The organism is Kinneretia sp. DJ1R-11, from assembly GCF_025717595.1.
Lineage (GTDB): Bacteria > Pseudomonadota > Gammaproteobacteria > Burkholderiales > Burkholderiaceae_C > Paucibacter_A.
On the sequence record NZ_JAJIRR010000004.1, the window covers coordinates 228,724 to 244,662 of the forward strand.

Consider the following 15,939-nt stretch of genomic DNA (forward strand, 5'->3'; position numbering starts at 1 on the left):
CCCGCAGCGCGGCCGCCTGGCCGCCTGGCGACAAACAAAAAGGCCCGCACAAGGCGGGCCTTTCCAGGACAAGGTTCAGCTCAGATCAACGCTTGGCCAGTCGCTGCCAAGTCTCGATCACGGTATCCGGATTCAAGGAAATGGACACGATGCCCTCGCTGGCCAGCCAGTCGGCGAAATCCGGGTGGTCACTGGGACCTTGACCGCAGATGCCGATGTACTTGCCGGTGGCGCGGCAGGCGGTGATGGCGCGCGAGATCATGGCCTTGACGGCAGGATCGCGTTCGTCGAAATCACCGGCCAGTTGTTCCAAGCCGGAATCGCGGTCCAGGCCCAGCGTCAGCTGGGTCAGGTCATTGGAGCCGATGGACATGCCGTCGAAATGCTCCAGGAACTGCTCGGCCAGAATGGCGTTGCTGGGCACCTCGCACATCATGATGACGCGCAGGCCGTCCGTGCCACCATCAGCAGCGCGCTTGAGGCCGCGCTCGGCCAGCATGCCGACCACGCGTTCGGCTTGGCGCACCGTGCGCACGAAGGGCACCATGATCTCGATATTGCTCAGACCCATATCGCTGCGGGCGCGCTTGAGCGCCTCGCACTCCATGGCGAAGGCATCGGAGAACTCGCCGCTGATATAACGCGAAGCGCCGCGGAAGCCCAGCATCGGGTTTTCTTCATCGGGCTCGTAGCGCGAACCGCCGATCAACTTGCGGTACTCATTGCTCTTGAAGTCCGACAGACGCACGATCACCGGACGCGGATAGAAGGCGGCCGCGATGGTGGCAATGCCTTCGACCAGCTTGTCCACGTAGAAAGCGCGTGGCGAGGCGTGGCCGCGGGCCACCGACTCGACCGCCTTCTTCAAGTCAGCATCGATATTCGGATAGTCCAGGATGGCCTTGGGGTGGACGCCGATATTGTTGTTGATGATGAATTCCAGGCGGGCCAGGCCGACACCTGCGCTGGGCATCTGGGCAAAGTTGAAGGCCAGCTGCGGATTGCCAACGTTCATCATGATCTTGATCGGGCAGTACGGCAGCTCACCCCGATGGACTTCGCTGACTTCCGTTTCCAGCAGGCCGTCATAGATATAGCCGGTGTCACCTTCCGAGCAGGCCACGGTCACCAGTTGACCATCCTTCAGCGTCTCGGTCGCGTCACCGCAACCGACCACAGCCGGAATGCCCAGCTCACGCGCGATGATGGCAGCGTGGCAGGTACGACCACCGCGGTTGGTGACGATGGCGGCGGCGCGCTTCATCACCGGCTCCCAGTTCGGGTCGGTCATGTCGGTGACCAGCACATCTCCAGGCTGGACACGTTCCATTTCGCTGATGTTGTGCACCAGACGCACCGGGCCGGTGCCGATCTTCTGACCGATCGCGCGGCCTTCGGCCAGCACGGCGCTGTGGCCCTTGAGCTTGTAGCTGTGCTCGACCTGGCCTTCGGCCTGGCTTTTCACGGTCTCGGGGCGTGCCTGCAGGATGTAAAGCTGGCCATCGACACCGTCGCGGCCCCACTCGATGTCCATGGGGCGCTGGTAATGCTGCTCGATGATGAGAGCGTACTTGGCCAGCTCGATCACTTCCGCATCGTTGAGCGAATAGCGGTTGCGCGCTTCCGGCAGGGTGTCCACGGTTTTGACCAGCTTGCCCGATGCGGCCCGCTCTTCCGGCGACGAGAACTCCATCCGAATCAGCTTGGATCCGAGGTTACGTCGGATGATGGGGAGTTTGCCTCGGGCCAAGGCCGGCTTGTGCACATAGAACTCGTCGGGGTTGACGGCGCCCTGCACCACGGTCTCTCCGAGGCCGTAACTGGAGGTGATGAAGACCACATCCTTGAAGCCAGACTCGGTGTCGATGGTGAACATGACGCCGGCCGAACCGAGGTCGGAGCGCACCATGCGCTGCACACCGGCTGACAAGGCCACGTCGGCGTGGGCGAAGCCCTTGTGAACGCGGTAGCTGATGGCGCGGTCGTTGTAGAGGGAGGCGAACACCTCCTTCATCTTGTGCAAGACCTCTTCGATGCCCACCACGTTCAGGAAGGTCTCCTGCTGGCCGGCGAAAGAGGCGTCGGGCAGGTCTTCTGCCGTGGCCGAGGAACGCACGGCAAAGGACACGCCGGGGTTGTCGGCGGTCAGCTGCGCAAACGAGGTGCGGATCTCTGCTTCCAGGTCGGCCGGAAAGGGCTGCGCCTCCAACCAGCCGCGAATCTCAGCACCGGCCTCGGCCAGCGCGCGCACATCGTCGGTGTTCAGGGTCGCCAGGCGCGCCTCGATGCGCTTGTCCAGGCCTTCGTGCTTGAGGAACTCGCGGAAGGCGTGCGCGGTGGTGGCAAAGCCGCCAGGCACGCGAACGCCCGAATGGGCCAGTTCCGAAATCATCTCGCCGAGGCTGGCGTTCTTACCGCCAACGACCTCGACGTCGCTCATCCTCAGATTCTCAAAGGGGACGACCAGGGCGGTCGGCTCATAGCGTGCAGACATGGGAAAACTCCGTGATGTTGAAAATTCCGGAGTCCCGCCGGGGCGCCCGCAGCGCCCCCCATGAATTGCAGCCACGCGGCATCCCGGCCGATTCTTTGTGATTCTGTTTGTGAGACGGGGATGGTCATGGCGCGAAGGCAGGACATTTCAAGCGATTCTACGGGCAGGCCCGACTTATGATGAAGAAAGACTCTAGAGCATTCCGACCATGCCCAATCGCACCGTGTACTTTGTCTCGGACGGCACCGGCATCACCGCCGAGACCTTTGGCAACTCCATCCTGGCCCAGTTTCCCGGCAAGCCGCGCCATGTGCGCCGCCCCTTTGTGGACACGGCCGAGAAGGCCCACCAGGTGGTGCACGAGATCAACCAGACCAGCGAGCAAGAAGGCAGGCGCGCCATCGTCTTCGCCACCCTGGTCAACCGCGAAGTGCTGCAGGTCGTGCGCGAGCATTGCAAGGCCCGGGTGCTGGACATGTTCAACACCTTCATCGAACCGCTGGAAGAAGAGTTCCAGGTCAAGAGCAACCACCGGGTCGGCCGCTTCTCGGATGTGGCGCGCAGCCAGGAGTACCACGACCGCATCGAGGCCATCAATTTCTCGCTGGCCCACGACGACGGGCAGTCGGCCAAGAACCTGGAATCGGCCGATGTCATCCTGGTCGGCGTGTCGCGCAGCGGCAAGACGCCGACTTCGCTCTATCTCGCCATGCAGCACGGCATCAAGGCCGCCAACTACCCGCTGATCCCGGAAGACTTCGAGCGCAGCAAGATCCCGTCCATGCTGGAGCCGCACAAGCGCAAATGCTTCGGTCTGACCATCGACCCTGAGCGCCTCTCGCAGATTCGCAACGAGCGCCGCCCGGGCAGCAAATACGCCGACCTGATGAACTGCCGCTACGAGGTCAACGAGGCCGAGGCCATGATGAAACGCAATGGCATCGCCTGGCTGTCATCGACCCACAAGTCGATCGAGGAAATCGCCACCACCATCCTGCGCGACATCCGGCCGGACCGGTTGATCTACTAGCCCTTTGGCGTCAAGCGCTGGCGCGCCGACTCGTACAGGCAAATGGACGCTGCACTGCCGACATTGAGCGACTCCTCCCCGCCAGGCTGAGGAATGCCGACCGTCAAGCTGCAGCGTGCCATCAGCTCCGCCTGAACGCCCTGCCCTTCATGGCCCATGACCCAGGCGCAGGGGCTGGGCAGCTGGATCTGGTGCAGTTGCGCTTCTGCATAAGAGCTGGTGGCCACCAACGGCAGCTTCAAGGCAGCGAGGTCCTCTGGCGCCAGGCCTTCGATGAGACGCAGGCCGAAATGCGAGCCCATGCCGGCACGCAAGACTTTGGGCGACCACAGGGCCGCCGTACCCTTGAGCGCCAAGACCTGGTGAAAGCCCATGGCCGCCGCGCTGCGCAAGATCGTGCCCACATTGCCGGCATCCTGCAGGCGGTCCAGCACCACGGTGTCCGCCTCGGGGGCCAGGTCTTGCCCGGCATCCAAGGGCACTTCAAAGCCGATCTGCGCCGGCGACTCCAGGCCGCTGATCTGCTTGAACAAGGCCAGCGGTACGACCAACTGGCGCGGCGCCGCGTCACCGAGAGCGCGCAACACCGGGTCCGCCGCGGCCGCCTCGGTCAGCACCGCCTGCAGCACCGGATGGCCACGTTGCAAGCAGGCGCGTACCAGATGGTCGCCCTCCAACCAGACGCTGCCCATCTTGCGATAGGCGCTGCCGTCCTGGCTGAGCTTGCGCAGGCGTTGCAAAGCGGGGTTGTCCCGCGAGGTGATGTGAAGAATCTGACTGCTCATGCGCTCTCGATGATCTGGCGCACCGGGCCGAAGCTGCGCCGGTGCCAGGCGCTCACGCCGTGGCTGCGCAGAGCCGCCAAGTGCTCGGCCGTGGGGTAGCCCTTGTGGCCGGCAAAACCGTATTCAGGGTGCAGTTCGTGCATGGCCATGCATTGGCGGTCACGCGCCACCTTGGCCAAGATGGAGGCCGCCGAGATCGCCTGCACCTTGGCATCACCCTTGACGATGGCCTCGGCCGGAATCTTGAGCAAGGGCAAGCGGTTGCCATCGACCAGCACCTTGGCCGGCTTCAGGCGCAGGCCCTCGACCGCGCGCTTCATGGCCAGCAAGGTCGCCTGCAGAATATTCAAGCGGTCGATTTCTTCGACGCTCGCTTCAGCGATGCAGCAGCACAAGGCTTTGGCACGGATTTCGTCGAACAGGCGCTCGCGCTTCTTCTCGGTCAGGGCCTTGGAATCGGCCAGACCCAGGATCGGGTTGGCATCATCGAGGATGACAGCAGCGGCCAGCACCGGGCCAGCCAGGGGCCCGCGGCCAGCTTCGTCCACGCCGGCCAGCAAGCCGATGCCGTCCCAGCTGAGGCCCAATTGCTGCGGCTCACGGGAATCAGCAGCCGAGGACTTGCGCGATCGCATCGCAGGCCTTTTGCGCGGTATTGCAGCGCAGCAGCTCATGTTGTTGCTGAAACATTGCCCTCGCCCGCTCGCAGCGCGGCGCATCGTCCAACCAGGCCAAGCCTTCGCGGGCCAAGGCCTCGGGCGTGCATTCGTCCTGGATCAGCTCGGGCACGATGAAGTCCCGGGCCAGCACATTGGGCAGGCCCACCCAGGGTTGGTAGTTCTTGCCCTTCATGCGCCACCAGTTGAGCGCGTGCATGCGATAGGCGATCACCATGGGCCGCTTGAACAGCGCCGCCTCCAGTGTGGCCGTGCCGCTGGCCACCAGGGTGATGTCGCAGGCGGCCAGGGCCTCGTGAGAACGACCATCCAGCAGATCGAGCTGCAAGCCCGGCGCGTGCCGAGCCACCAGCGGATCAATCAGCGAGCGCAAGCCCGGTGCCACCGGCATCACAAAGCGCAGCTCGGGCCGCGCGCGCTGCATCAGGACGGCGGCGCGCAGCAAGGGCTCGGCGATGTAGCGGATCTCGCTGCGGCGGCTGCCGGGCAGCAAGGCAACCACGGTGTCGGCAGCCCCTAACTTCAAAGCCGAACGGGCCTGCGTTTGCTGTGGCTGCAGCGGAATTGCATCGGCCAGAGGGTGCCCCACATAGCTGGCACCGATGCCGTGGGCCTGCAAAAGCTCAGGCTCAAAAGGGAACAAGCACAGCACATGGTCGGCCGAACGCTTGATCTTCTCGACCCGCTCGGCGCGCCAGGCCCAGATCGAAGGGCAGACGAAATGCACCGTCTTCACGCCCGCTTCGCGCAAGCGCTGCTCCAGGCCGAAATTGAAATCAGGCGCATCCACGCCGATGAATGCGGCCGGCGGCTGGGCCAGCAGGCGGTCGCCCACCTGGCGGCGGATAGCCAGCAGCTCGCGGATATTGAGCAAGGCATCGACATAGCCAAACACCGAGAGCTTGCTGGAGGGCCACCAGGCCTCGAAGCCCCGGGCGGCCATGCGCGGGCCGCCAATGCCCTGGGTCTTGAGCTCGGGCCAACGCGCTTGCAGGCCTTGGATCAACAAACTGGCGAGCAGGTCTCCGGAAGCCTCGCCGGCCACCAAGGCTAGGCTCAGCGAAGGCTCAGCCATGGGTTCAGCGCACCAGACCGCGCTTGGCGCTGGCGATGAAGTCCAGCATCAGCTGCACATCGGCCTGAGAGTCCTCGCCCTGCTCGCCCCGCAGCGCAGCGATCTGCTCGACCGACTGCTCCAGCGTCAGGCCGCTGCGGAAGATCAGCTTGTGCAGATGACGGATCACGGCGATGCGCTCGTTGCTGAAGCCGCGGCGGCGCAGGCCCGTCAGGTTGACGGCGCGCACAGCCAGCGGATTGCCATCCACGGTCATGAAGGGCGCAACATCCTGCGACACATGGCCCTGGAAGCCGATCATGGCGTGGGCGCCGATCTTGACGAACTGGTGCACGCCGGTCAGGCCGCCAATCACCGCCCAGTCACCCACATGCACATGGCCGGCCAGCGTGGCGTTGTTGGCCAGCACGCAGTGATTGCCCAGCTGCACGTCATGGGCGAGGTGCACATAGGCCATGATCCAGTTGTCGGACCCGACCCGGGTGATACCCTCTTCCTTGAGCGTGCCGGTGTTGAGCGTGCAGAACTCGCGCACGGTATTGCGGTCGCCGATCACGAGTTCGGTCACTTCGCCGCCATGGCTCATGTCCTGCGGCATCGCACCGATGGAGCTGAACTGGTAGAACTGGTTGTCCGAGCCAATGGTGGTGCGGCCTTCGATCACACAGTGCGGGCCGATGCGGGTGCCAGCACCGATCTTCACCTGCGGGCCGATCAGGGTGTAGGCACCGACCGTGACCGAACTGTCCAGCTCAGCAGCGGGGTCGATGATGGCCGTCGGGTGAATCCTGCTCGTCATGTCGCGCAGTGCCTCAGGCTTCGATACGGCGCATGGTGCAGATCAGCTGCGCCTCGCAGGCCAGCTCCTCGCCCACCATGACCTTGCCGGTGAACTTGTAGATGCCGGCCTTGGCGCGGTCCAAGGTCACATCCAGCAGCAACTGATCGCCGGGCTCGACCACACGCTTGAAGCGGGCGTTGTCGATGCCGGCAAAGTACACCACCGTGTTCTCATCGAGCACGGTGCCATTGCTGTCCAGAGCCAGCAAGGTGGCGGCCTGAGCCATGGCTTCGAGCATCAGCACACCCGGCATGACGGGGCGGTGCGGGAAATGGCCGACGAAATAGGGCTCGTTGATGCTGACGTTCTTGATCGCCTGGATGCGCTTGCCCTTCTCGATCTCGAGCACGCGGTCCACCAGCAGCAGCGGGTAGCGATGCGGGAGCTTCTTGAGAATTTCGTGGATGTCCATCATGTTGAATTCTTCTTCTCTAGTGCGCGGATACGGTCGCGCAAGGTATGCAATTGACGCAGTGTGGCCGCGTTCTTTTCCCAGCTGGCATTGTCGTCGAAGGGAAACACGCCGCTGTACTGACCCGGCTGCTTGATGCTGCGGCTGACCACGGTGGCGGCCGAGACATGGACATGGTCCACCAGACTCAGATGCCCCAGGATGATGGCGCCGCCACCGACTGTGCAATGGGCGCCAATGCGCGCGCTGCCCGCCACACCGGCACAGCCGGCTATGGCTGTGTGGGCGCCGACATGGACGTTGTGCCCGATCTGGATCAGGTTGTCGAGCTTGACGCCGTCTTCCAGCACGGTGTCCTCAAGTGCGCCGCGGTCGATGCAGGTGTTGGCGCCGATTTCCACATCGTTGCCGATGCGCACGGCGCCCAACTGCTCGATCTTTTCCCAGCGCCCTTGCGTCGGCGCGAAACCGAAACCGTCGGCGCCGATGACCACGCCGGCGTGCACGATGCAGCGCTCGCCGATCTGGCAATCAAAGCCCAAAGTCACGCGAGCGGCCAGGCGGCTGCCGGAGCCCACGCGGGCATTGCGCTCGACCACGCAGTGCGGGCCGATCTGGGCGCCGTCGCCGATCTGCGCACCGTCCTCAATCACCGCCAATGCGCCAATGCTGACGTCCGCGCCAATCAGCGCACTCGCGTCGATCACGGCACTGGGATGGATGCCGGCGGCAGAGCGCGGGCGTACGCGCGCCGCCCACCATTGGGTGAGCCGCGCGAAATAGAGGTAAGGATCGGCCGTGACGATGGCGGCACCGCGGGCCGCGGCGGCCTCGGCAAAGGCGGGAGCCACGATCACGCATGCCGCTGCGCTGCTGGCCAGCTGCGCCTGGTAGCGCGGATTGGACAGAAAGCTCAGCGTGCCCGCATCGGCCGCTTCCAATGGGCCGATGCGCGTGATCTGCGTTTCGGACGCACCATGAAGATCGCCGCCCAAGGCGGCGATCACTTCAGCCAGTGAGACTGCGCCCACCGATTACTTCTGGGCGTTGAGCGCGTCGATCACCTTCTTGGTGATGTCCACGCGGGCGCTGAAGTGGATGGCATCTTGCAGGATCAGGTCGTACTTTTCAGCATCGAAGATCTGCTTGATGACCTTGTTGGCGCGGTCGACGACAGCTTGCAGCTCTTCGTTCTTGCGCTGCGTCAGGTCTTCCTGCCACTCGCGGCGCTTGCGCTGCAAGTCGCGGTCCAGCTCGACCAAGTCACGCTGGCGACGGTTGCGCTCGGCTTCCGACAAGGTCGGCGCTTCCTTTTCCAGCTTCTCAGCCGAATTGCGCAGCTTGGACTCAATGTCCTTGAGCTCTTTCTCTCGCTTGCCGAATTCGATTTCCAGCTTCTGGGTCGCAGCCTTGCCGACATTGGCTTCGCGCAACACGCGATCGCTGTTGACATAGCCAATCTTCAAGTCCTGCGCCTGCACGCCCAGCGTCGACACAGACATCATGGCAGCCAAAGCCACCGCCTTAAAAAGCTTGCTCTTCATCAGAATGCAGTCCCGATCTGGAATTGGAATTTTTCGATTCTATCTGTTGGATGTTTGCGCAAGGGCACGCCATAGCTCAGACGCAGCGGACCCATGGGTGAGACCCAACTCAAGCCGAAACCTGCCGAAGCCCTCAACATGGAGGTGCCGTTCTTCAAGGTATCGAAATTGATCTTTTCATGCTCTGCCCAGACGTTGCCGGCATCGACGAAACCGAACAGGCGGAAGGTCTTGTCATTGCCGCTGCCCGGAACCGGCAGGTAGAGCTCGGCATTGACGTTGACGCGGCGGTTGCCGCCCGAATAAGAGCCGGTCACGTCAACCGGGCCCAGTGAGCCCGCTTCGAACACCCGCACCGAACCGAGACCACCGGCATAGAAGTTCTTGAAGATCGGATAAGGCCGACCGCCGATACCAGCACCCCAGCCGAGTTCGCTGTTCAAGCCCAGGGTGATCTTGTTGGTGATGGGAATGTAATGCTGGTACTGCAGATTGGCACGAACATAGCGAGCATCACCGGCCGGGCTCATTTCCAGGTTGATACGCTGGTACTTGCCGAACATGGGCGAGATGATGCTGTCGCGGCTGTCACGCTGCCAGCCAATGGTCAGCGGCAAGGACAGGCTGTTGTTGCCGAAAGCGCGACCGTAAAGCAGATAGCTCAGGGGCAGGCCCTGGTTGGTGGTCATCTTGGTGCGCTCGTAGCCTACACCGAAGAACACCGTATCCTGCTCCGAGAACGGCACGCCAAAGCGGATCGAACCGCCATGGGTGATCATCTCAAATTGCTCACCCAGGTTATTGAGCGGCTTCTGCGTGCGGTAGAACACATCGAGTGCGCGCGAGACGCCGTCGACCGTGAAATACGGATCCACCGTGGACAGCACCAGGGCGCGGCCGACCGAGGAGGTGTTCACTTCCACGCCCAGGTAGTTGCCCGAGCCGAACACGTTTTCCTGCTTGATCGCACCAGTGAAGGACAGCTTCTGCTGGCTGGAGTAACCGGCACCGACCTGGATATTGCCGGTCGGTCGTTCTTCCACCGTCAGGATCACATCGACCTGATCCTGGGCACCGGCGACCTCATTGGTGTCGACAGTCACTTCCTTGAAGTAGCCAAGGCGCTCAACGCGGTCACGCGAGGCCTTGATACGACGACCGTCGTACCAGGCCGATTCGAACTGCCGGAACTCGCGACGGATCACTTCGTCCCGGGTGCGGTTGTTGCCTGCAATCAGCACGCGGCGCACATAGACACGACGAGCCGGCTCGGCCACGAAGGTCACCACCACTTGGCCGGTGGCCCGGTCGATCTCGGGGCGGCTGTCGACACGCGCGAAGGCGTAGCCGAAGCTGCCATATAAATCGGTGAAGGCGCGGGTGGTCTGGGCCACAGCCTCGCCCTGATAGGGCTGGCCGGGGCGCAGTTGCACCAGGCGGCGGAAGTCCTCTTCGCGACCCAGGAACTCGCCTTCGAGTTTGACCGCAGTCACGGTGTAGGGCTGACCTTCATTGACCGTGACGGCGATATTGATGCTCTGCTTGTCCGGCGAGATCGTCACCTGGGTCGAGGTGACGGCGAACTCCAGATAGCCGCGGTTCATGTAGTAGGAGCGCAGCGTCTCCAGATCGGCATTGAGCTTGGTGCGGGAATAGCGGTCGGTCTTGGTGTACCAAGTCAACCAGCCGCTGCTGGTCTGCTCCAGCAGACCCAGCAAGGTGCTCTCGGAAAACACCTTGCTGCCCAGGATGCGCACTTCGCCAATCTTGGCCGGCTCGCCCTCGCTCACGGTGAAGCTGACGTTGACGCGGTTGCGCTCCAGCGGCGTGATGGTGGTGGTGACCTCGGCACCGTAGAGGCTGCGCGTCAGGTACTGGCGCTTGAGCTCCTGCTCGGCGCGGTCGGCCAAGGCGCGGTCAAAAGGCTTACCCTCACCGATGCCCACATCCTTCAATGACTTGCTGAGCGCTTCGGTGTCGAACTCCTTCAAACCGATGAAGCTCACATTGGCAATGATGGGCCGTTCTTCAATCATGATGACAACATCGTTGCCGTCAATATTGATGCGCACATCCTTGAACAGGCCGGTCGCAAACAGGGCGCGCAAGGCAGCGGCGCCCTTGTCGTCGTTGTAACTGTCGCCGACGCGGAATGGCAAGGAGGCAAAGACGGTGCCGGGGTCGGTACGCTTCAGACCCTCGACGCGAATATCCTTGAGAACAAAGGGATCCACCGCCCAGGCGGCGCCTGACTGCAGTGTGGCCGCAAGGGCCAAGGTCAGGATGGAGGGGCGCAGGGGCGCTCCCGTTCTAAAGAATGAGGACATGCAAGTAGAGTCAATGCAGGCCCGTCAAGCGGGCCACGTCGTTGGAAAGGGCCAAAGCCATCATCAGCATCAGGATCAGCGCGCCCGCGCGCTGCAGTTGCGTTTGCCACCACTCCGAGACGGGGCGGCCGCTCAAACCCTCGAAAAGATAATACATCAGGTGTCCACCATCGAGCATCGGCAGCGGCAGCAGGTTCAGCACACCCAGACTGACACTGACCAGAGCCAGAAAGCCCAGATACTGCGCCAGACCCGACCGCGCTGACTGACCGGCGTAGTCCGCAATCGTCAGCGGGCCACTGAGGTTCTTCAGCGAAGCCTCGCCGACCAGCATACGGCCGAACATCTTGAGGGTCATCCATGAGACGTCCCAGGTGCGTTCGGCGCCCCGCAGCAGCCCATCCCACGGGCCGTAACGGACCATCACCATGGCAGGCTGTCCGCCGACCATTGCTTCGATGCGGCCAAACTTGCGGCCGTTCTCGGCCACCACTTTGGGCTGAACCTCTAACTCGACCAACTGATCGCCGCGTGCGACTTGCCAGCGCATCGTCGTGGCCGGCTCTTGCGCGCCGGCCAAGCGGATGCGTTCACGCAACTTGGCGGCATCGGGGACGACAACACCATCGACCTGGCGCACCAGGTCACCCACTTGCAGGCCAGCCTGTGCACCAGCACCGCCGGGAGTCAATGGACCCAGCACCGGCTCGCTGTAGGCCGGACCCAAGCCGAGCTTGGTGATCACTTGCGCATCGATCTCATGAGCACCCAGGCTGTCAGTATCGAGTTGCACGCTGCGCCGGCCATGCCCTTGTGCGTCGCTGAGCTCCAGATGCAGCTTGCGACCCTGCTCCACCGCCTCGGTCAAGCGCCAGCGCAGATCGGACAAAGAATGCACGTCCTGCCATTGCTGACCATCCAGCGACACCGCCTGCACCCAATCACCGGCGCGCAAACCAGAGCGCTCGGCCAGGGAGTCTCGGGCCGGCGAACCGAGCACAGCCTTGGGCTCCTCTTGCCCGACCCAGTTGACACCAGCAAACAGCAGAATGGCCAAGAGCAGATTGGCCACCGGGCCGGCAGCCACGACGGCGACACGCTGGCGCAGCGGCCGATTGTTGAAAGCCTGCTCGCGCAAGCCTGCGGGCACGGGGCCCTCGCGCTCATCGAGCATGCGCACATAGCCGCCCAGGGGCAAGGCGCAGAGCGTGAACTCGGTGTGCTCCGGGCTGCGCTGATGGCGCCAAATCACGCGGCCAAAACCGACCGAAAAGCGCAAGACCTTGACGCCGCAGGCGCGCGCCACGCGGTAATGCCCGTACTCGTGCACGATGACCAGCACCGCCAGAGTCAGGATGAAGGCCAGAACGGTGCTCATGCGCCCAGCTCCGCAATCAGAACCAGGGCCTGGCGGCGTGCGCGCTGATCCAGGCTCAGCAAGCCTTCCACGCTATGGCACTCACCGGCCTGTGGCAGTGTGCTTTCCAGACTTTGCGCGTTGACGCGGTGGATGTGGTCGAAACGCAGGCGACCATCGAGGAAAGCGGCAACAGCCTCCTCATTGGCCGCATTGAGCACCGCCGTCGAGCCCTCGGCCGCACGCAGCGCCTGCCAGGACAGATAGAGGCCCGGGAAACGTCGTTCATCGGCTTCCTCGAAGCTCAGAGACGGCTGGGTCAGCAGATCAAGCCGGCTGGCGCCTGCCTCGATGCGTTCGGGGAATGACAGACCGTAGGCGATGGGCACACGCATATCCGGCGTACCCAGCTGGGCCAGCACCGAGTTGTCTCGACAGACCACCATCGAGTGAATGATGCTCTGTGGATGGATCAGCACCTTGATCTGCTCGGGCTTGAGCGCGAACAACCAGCGCGCTTCAATCACCTCGAGCGCCTTGTTCATCATGGTGGCCGAGTCGACCGAGATCTTGCGGCCCATCACCCAGTTCGGGTGCGCCACGGCCTGGGCCGGGGTCACCTCATGCAGGGTGGCCGGGTCGCGCTGGCGGAAGGGGCCGCCCGAGGCTGTGAGAACGATGTGATCGATGCGCTGCGCCCAAGTGCTGCGGTCCTCGGGCAGGCATTGGAAGATCGCAGAATGCTCGCTGTCGATGGGCAGCAAGGTAGCCCCGCCCTGCTCCACCGCCTGCATGAACAAGGCGCCACCGACGACGATGGCCTCCTTGTTGGCCAGCAGCAGGCGCTTGCCCGCTTTCGCCGCTGCAAGGCAAGGCGCAAGGCCCGCGGCGCCGACGATGGCAGCCATGACCATGTCCACGTCCGGATGCGCCGCCACAGCGGACAGTGCTTCAGGTCCGTCCAGGACTTCGGTGCGGCTGCCTTGCTCGCGCAGCAAGCCACGCAGTTGGGCGGCTAGAGAGACATCGGGCAGCACCGCAAAACGCGGCTGCCATTGCAGGCACTGAGCCAGCAAGGCGTCGACCCGGCTCATGGCGCTCAGCGCAAAGACTTCAAAACGCTCAGGATGCCGGGCCAGCACGTCCAAGGTGTTGACGCCGATGGAACCGGTGGAGCCAAGCACGCAGATGCGCTGCGGACGGGAATGAAGACTCATGGGAGAGAGGAACTCAGAGAACTCAGCGCCAGGGCCAGCGGGAACACCGGCAGCAAGGCATCGACGCGATCGAGCACACCGCCATGGCCGGGCAGCAACTGACTGCTGTCCTTGGCGCCGACCGCACGTTTGATCAAGGATTCGAACAGATCACCGACCACGCTCATGCTGGCCAGGAAAACCAGGGCCAGAAAGCCCGTGAACAGGCCTTGCCCTTGCAGCAGGCGCTGGTAGAGGCTGGCGGAATCGACCGCGAACTGGCGGTCGATCACAAAGGTCCAGAACAGGCCCAGGGCCAGCACGCCGGCCATGCCGGTCCAGACTCCCTCCCAGCTCTTGCCGGGGCTGATGGTCACGGCCAGCTTGCGGCGGCCGAAAGTGCGGCCACCAAAGTAGGCGGCGACATCGGCCATCCAGACCAGGCAAAAGATGGAGAGCAGGAAGTTGATGCCGGTGGCCTTGGCCTCCAGCATGGCACCCCAGGCAGCCCAGAGCGCAAGAGCACCGAGCAGCAACCGCAAGGCCTTGGAGGCCTGCGGCCAAGCCGCCGGACCGCCGCGCAAGGCATAGGCCCCGCCCAGCACCCAGATCAGGCCCGCCAGCCACCAGCACCAGGCCGGTCGCGCCGCCAGGCCAAACATCCAGAGCGTGCCGGCGCAGGCGGCCGCCAAGGCGGCGCCGAATGCGAGAGCCGGCAGGCCACCGGCGGCGTTGAGCCGACACCACTCCCAGCCGGCCGCGCCAATCATCAGCAAGGTCAGCAGGGCAAAAGGCCAGGGCGAGGCGGCGAACAGAGCGGGCAACAAGACGGCCAGCAAGGCCAAGGCCGTGATGATGCGGGCTTTGAGCATGGGGTTCAAACGCCAGCCAGGGCCGGCGCCTCTTTGACGCCGCCGAAGCGGCGGTCGCGTTCACGGAAGGACTCGATGGCCGCGTCCAGCTGCGCCTCACCGAACTCGGGCCAGAGGCAGTCAGAGAACACGAATTCTGTGTAAGCGACCTGCCAGAGCAGAAAATTGCTGATGCGCACTTCGCCGCCGGTGCGAATGAAGAGATCCGGGTCCGGCGCATAGCTCATGGCCATGAACTCGGACAGGCGCGCCTCGGTCAGCTCGGCCGGCGGCACGCCCGCCTCCATGGCCGATTTGCAGGCCTGCACCACATCCCAGCGGCCGCCGTAGTTGAAGGCCACCGACAGAGTCAGCTTGCTGTTGTGCGCCGTGGCCGACTCGGCCTCGTTCCAGGCATTGCGCAGCTTGGGCGAGACCGCCTCGCGATCACCGACGATGCGGATGCGCACTCCCATGGAGCCCATGCGGGCCAGGTAGCGCGACACCGCGGCCAGCACCAGACCCATCAGGCCTGACACCTCGTCGCTGGGGCGCTTCCAGTTCTCCGAGGAGAAGGCGAACACCGTCAGATACTCGATTTCGCGGTCGATGCAGGCCTGGACCACTTTGACCAAGGCATCGACGCCTTGCTTGTGGCCAAAGAAGCGCGGCAGAAAGCGCTTCTTGGCCCAGCGACCATTGCCATCCATCACGATGGCCACATGGCGGGGCACCGCCATCTTCTCGCTCGTCACTGCGTCTGTTCCGCTCAAACCGCCAGAATTTCGGCTTCTTTGCCGGCAACCAGGCGGTCGATCTCGGCGATCGTGCGATCGGTGAGCTTTTGCGCATCGTCGAGGCTGCGGCGCTCGTCATCTTCGCTGATCAGCTTGTCCTTGGTCAGCTTCTTGGCCTGCTCATTGGCTTCGCGGCGCAGATTGCGCACGGCGATCTTGGCGTCTTCACCGGCATTGCGCACCACCTTGGTCAGGTCACGACGGCGCTCTTCGTTGAGCGGCGGCATCGGGACACGGATCAACTCGCCTTGCGAGGCCGGATTCAGGCCGAGATCGGACTCACGGATGGCCTTCTCGATCTTGGCGCCCATACCCTTTTCCCAGGGCTGAACGCTGATGGTGCGGGCATCCAGCAAGGTCACATTGGCCACCTGGGAGATCGGCACCATGGAGCCGTAGTAGTCGACGCTGACCTGGTCGAGGATGCCGGGGTGGGCACGACCGGTGCGGATCTTGTGCAACTCGCCCTTCAGTGCCTCGACCGACTTGCCCATCTTGGTTTCGGCGTTCTGCTTGATGTCTGCAATGCTCATGATTCTTGACCTTGAAAACC

The 15,939-nt window shown here is 63.7% G+C and carries 15 protein-coding genes; 1 reads left to right on the forward strand and 14 read right to left on the reverse strand.

Annotated elements, in window-relative coordinates:
• Window positions 1-85: 85 nt before the first annotated feature.
• On the reverse strand, window positions 86-2,494 hold the full coding sequence (gene ppsA / locus LNV23_RS09805) for a phosphoenolpyruvate synthase (RefSeq protein WP_263519583.1): 2,409 nt from the start codon (window positions 2,492-2,494) through the stop codon (window positions 86-88).
• 208 nt (window positions 2,495-2,702) lie between these two features.
• Between ppsA and ppsR the strand changes: the two genes are divergently transcribed.
• The gene (ppsR, locus tag LNV23_RS09810) at window positions 2,703-3,524 is read left to right on the forward strand and encodes a posphoenolpyruvate synthetase regulatory kinase/phosphorylase PpsR (RefSeq protein WP_263519581.1); all 822 of its coding nucleotides are present in this window, start codon (window positions 2,703-2,705) and stop codon (window positions 3,522-3,524) included.
• On the opposite strand, the gene LNV23_RS09815 is transcribed toward ppsR, so the two are convergent.
• The 13 genes from LNV23_RS09815 to frr are packed head-to-tail and all read right to left on the reverse strand — an operon-like array spanning window position 3,521 to window position 15,919.
• Window positions 3,521-4,309, reverse strand: coding sequence for a TrmH family RNA methyltransferase (locus LNV23_RS09815; RefSeq protein ID WP_263562823.1), 789 nt, complete (start codon window positions 4,307-4,309; stop codon window positions 3,521-3,523). The two genes, ppsR and LNV23_RS09815, sit on opposite strands and share 4 nt — an antisense overlap.
• On the reverse strand, window positions 4,306-4,944 hold the full coding sequence (gene rnhB, locus LNV23_RS09820) for a ribonuclease HII (RefSeq protein ID WP_263562824.1): 639 nt from the start codon (window positions 4,942-4,944) through the stop codon (window positions 4,306-4,308). Before rnhB ends, LNV23_RS09815 begins: the two co-directional genes overlap by 4 nt.
• Window positions 4,916-6,061, reverse strand: coding sequence for a lipid-A-disaccharide synthase (lpxB, locus tag LNV23_RS09825; RefSeq protein ID WP_263562825.1), 1,146 nt, complete (start codon window positions 6,059-6,061; stop codon window positions 4,916-4,918). Before lpxB ends, rnhB begins: the two co-directional genes overlap by 29 nt.
• A gap of 4 nt (window positions 6,062-6,065) precedes the next feature.
• On the reverse strand, window positions 6,066-6,860 hold the full coding sequence (gene lpxA / locus LNV23_RS09830) for an acyl-ACP--UDP-N-acetylglucosamine O-acyltransferase (protein WP_263562826.1): 795 nt from the start codon (window positions 6,858-6,860) through the stop codon (window positions 6,066-6,068).
• A gap of 13 nt (window positions 6,861-6,873) precedes the next feature.
• Window positions 6,874-7,317, reverse strand: coding sequence for a 3-hydroxyacyl-ACP dehydratase FabZ (fabZ, locus tag LNV23_RS09835; protein ID WP_263562827.1), 444 nt, complete (start codon window positions 7,315-7,317; stop codon window positions 6,874-6,876).
• Window positions 7,314-8,345, reverse strand: a complete 1,032-nt coding sequence (lpxD, locus tag LNV23_RS09840; protein WP_263562828.1) for a UDP-3-O-(3-hydroxymyristoyl)glucosamine N-acyltransferase — start codon at window positions 8,343-8,345, stop codon at window positions 7,314-7,316. Before lpxD ends, fabZ begins: the two co-directional genes overlap by 4 nt.
• A 3-nt stretch (window positions 8,346-8,348) precedes the next feature.
• Window positions 8,349-8,858 (reverse strand): OmpH/Skp family outer membrane protein, encoded by a 510-nt coding sequence (locus LNV23_RS09845; protein ID WP_263519571.1) that lies wholly within the window; start codon window positions 8,856-8,858, stop codon window positions 8,349-8,351.
• A complete protein-coding gene (gene bamA / locus LNV23_RS09850) occupies window positions 8,858-11,185 on the reverse strand; it encodes an outer membrane protein assembly factor BamA (RefSeq protein ID WP_263562829.1) in 2,328 nt (775 codons plus the stop codon). The genes LNV23_RS09845 and bamA overlap by 1 nt, the downstream gene beginning before the upstream one ends.
• Before the next feature lie 10 nt (window positions 11,186-11,195).
• Window positions 11,196-12,563, reverse strand: coding sequence for an RIP metalloprotease RseP (gene rseP, locus LNV23_RS09855; protein WP_263562830.1), 1,368 nt, complete (start codon window positions 12,561-12,563; stop codon window positions 11,196-11,198).
• Entirely contained in the window at window positions 12,560-13,759 is a 1,200-nt protein-coding gene (locus LNV23_RS09860; RefSeq protein WP_263562831.1) for a 1-deoxy-D-xylulose-5-phosphate reductoisomerase, read from the reverse strand. Before LNV23_RS09860 ends, rseP begins: the two co-directional genes overlap by 4 nt.
• The gene (locus LNV23_RS09865; RefSeq protein WP_263562832.1) at window positions 13,756-14,610 is read right to left on the reverse strand and encodes a phosphatidate cytidylyltransferase; all 855 of its coding nucleotides are present in this window, start codon (window positions 14,608-14,610) and stop codon (window positions 13,756-13,758) included. The genes LNV23_RS09860 and LNV23_RS09865 overlap by 4 nt, the downstream gene beginning before the upstream one ends.
• 5 nt (window positions 14,611-14,615) lie before the next feature.
• On the reverse strand, window positions 14,616-15,344 hold the full coding sequence (gene uppS / locus LNV23_RS09870; protein ID WP_263562833.1) for a polyprenyl diphosphate synthase: 729 nt from the start codon (window positions 15,342-15,344) through the stop codon (window positions 14,616-14,618).
• A gap of 14 nt (window positions 15,345-15,358) precedes the next feature.
• Window positions 15,359-15,919: a ribosome recycling factor gene (frr, locus tag LNV23_RS09875; protein WP_263519560.1), complete on the reverse strand. Its 561-nt coding sequence runs from the start codon at window positions 15,917-15,919 to the stop codon at window positions 15,359-15,361.
• Window positions 15,920-15,939 lie beyond the last annotated feature (20 nt).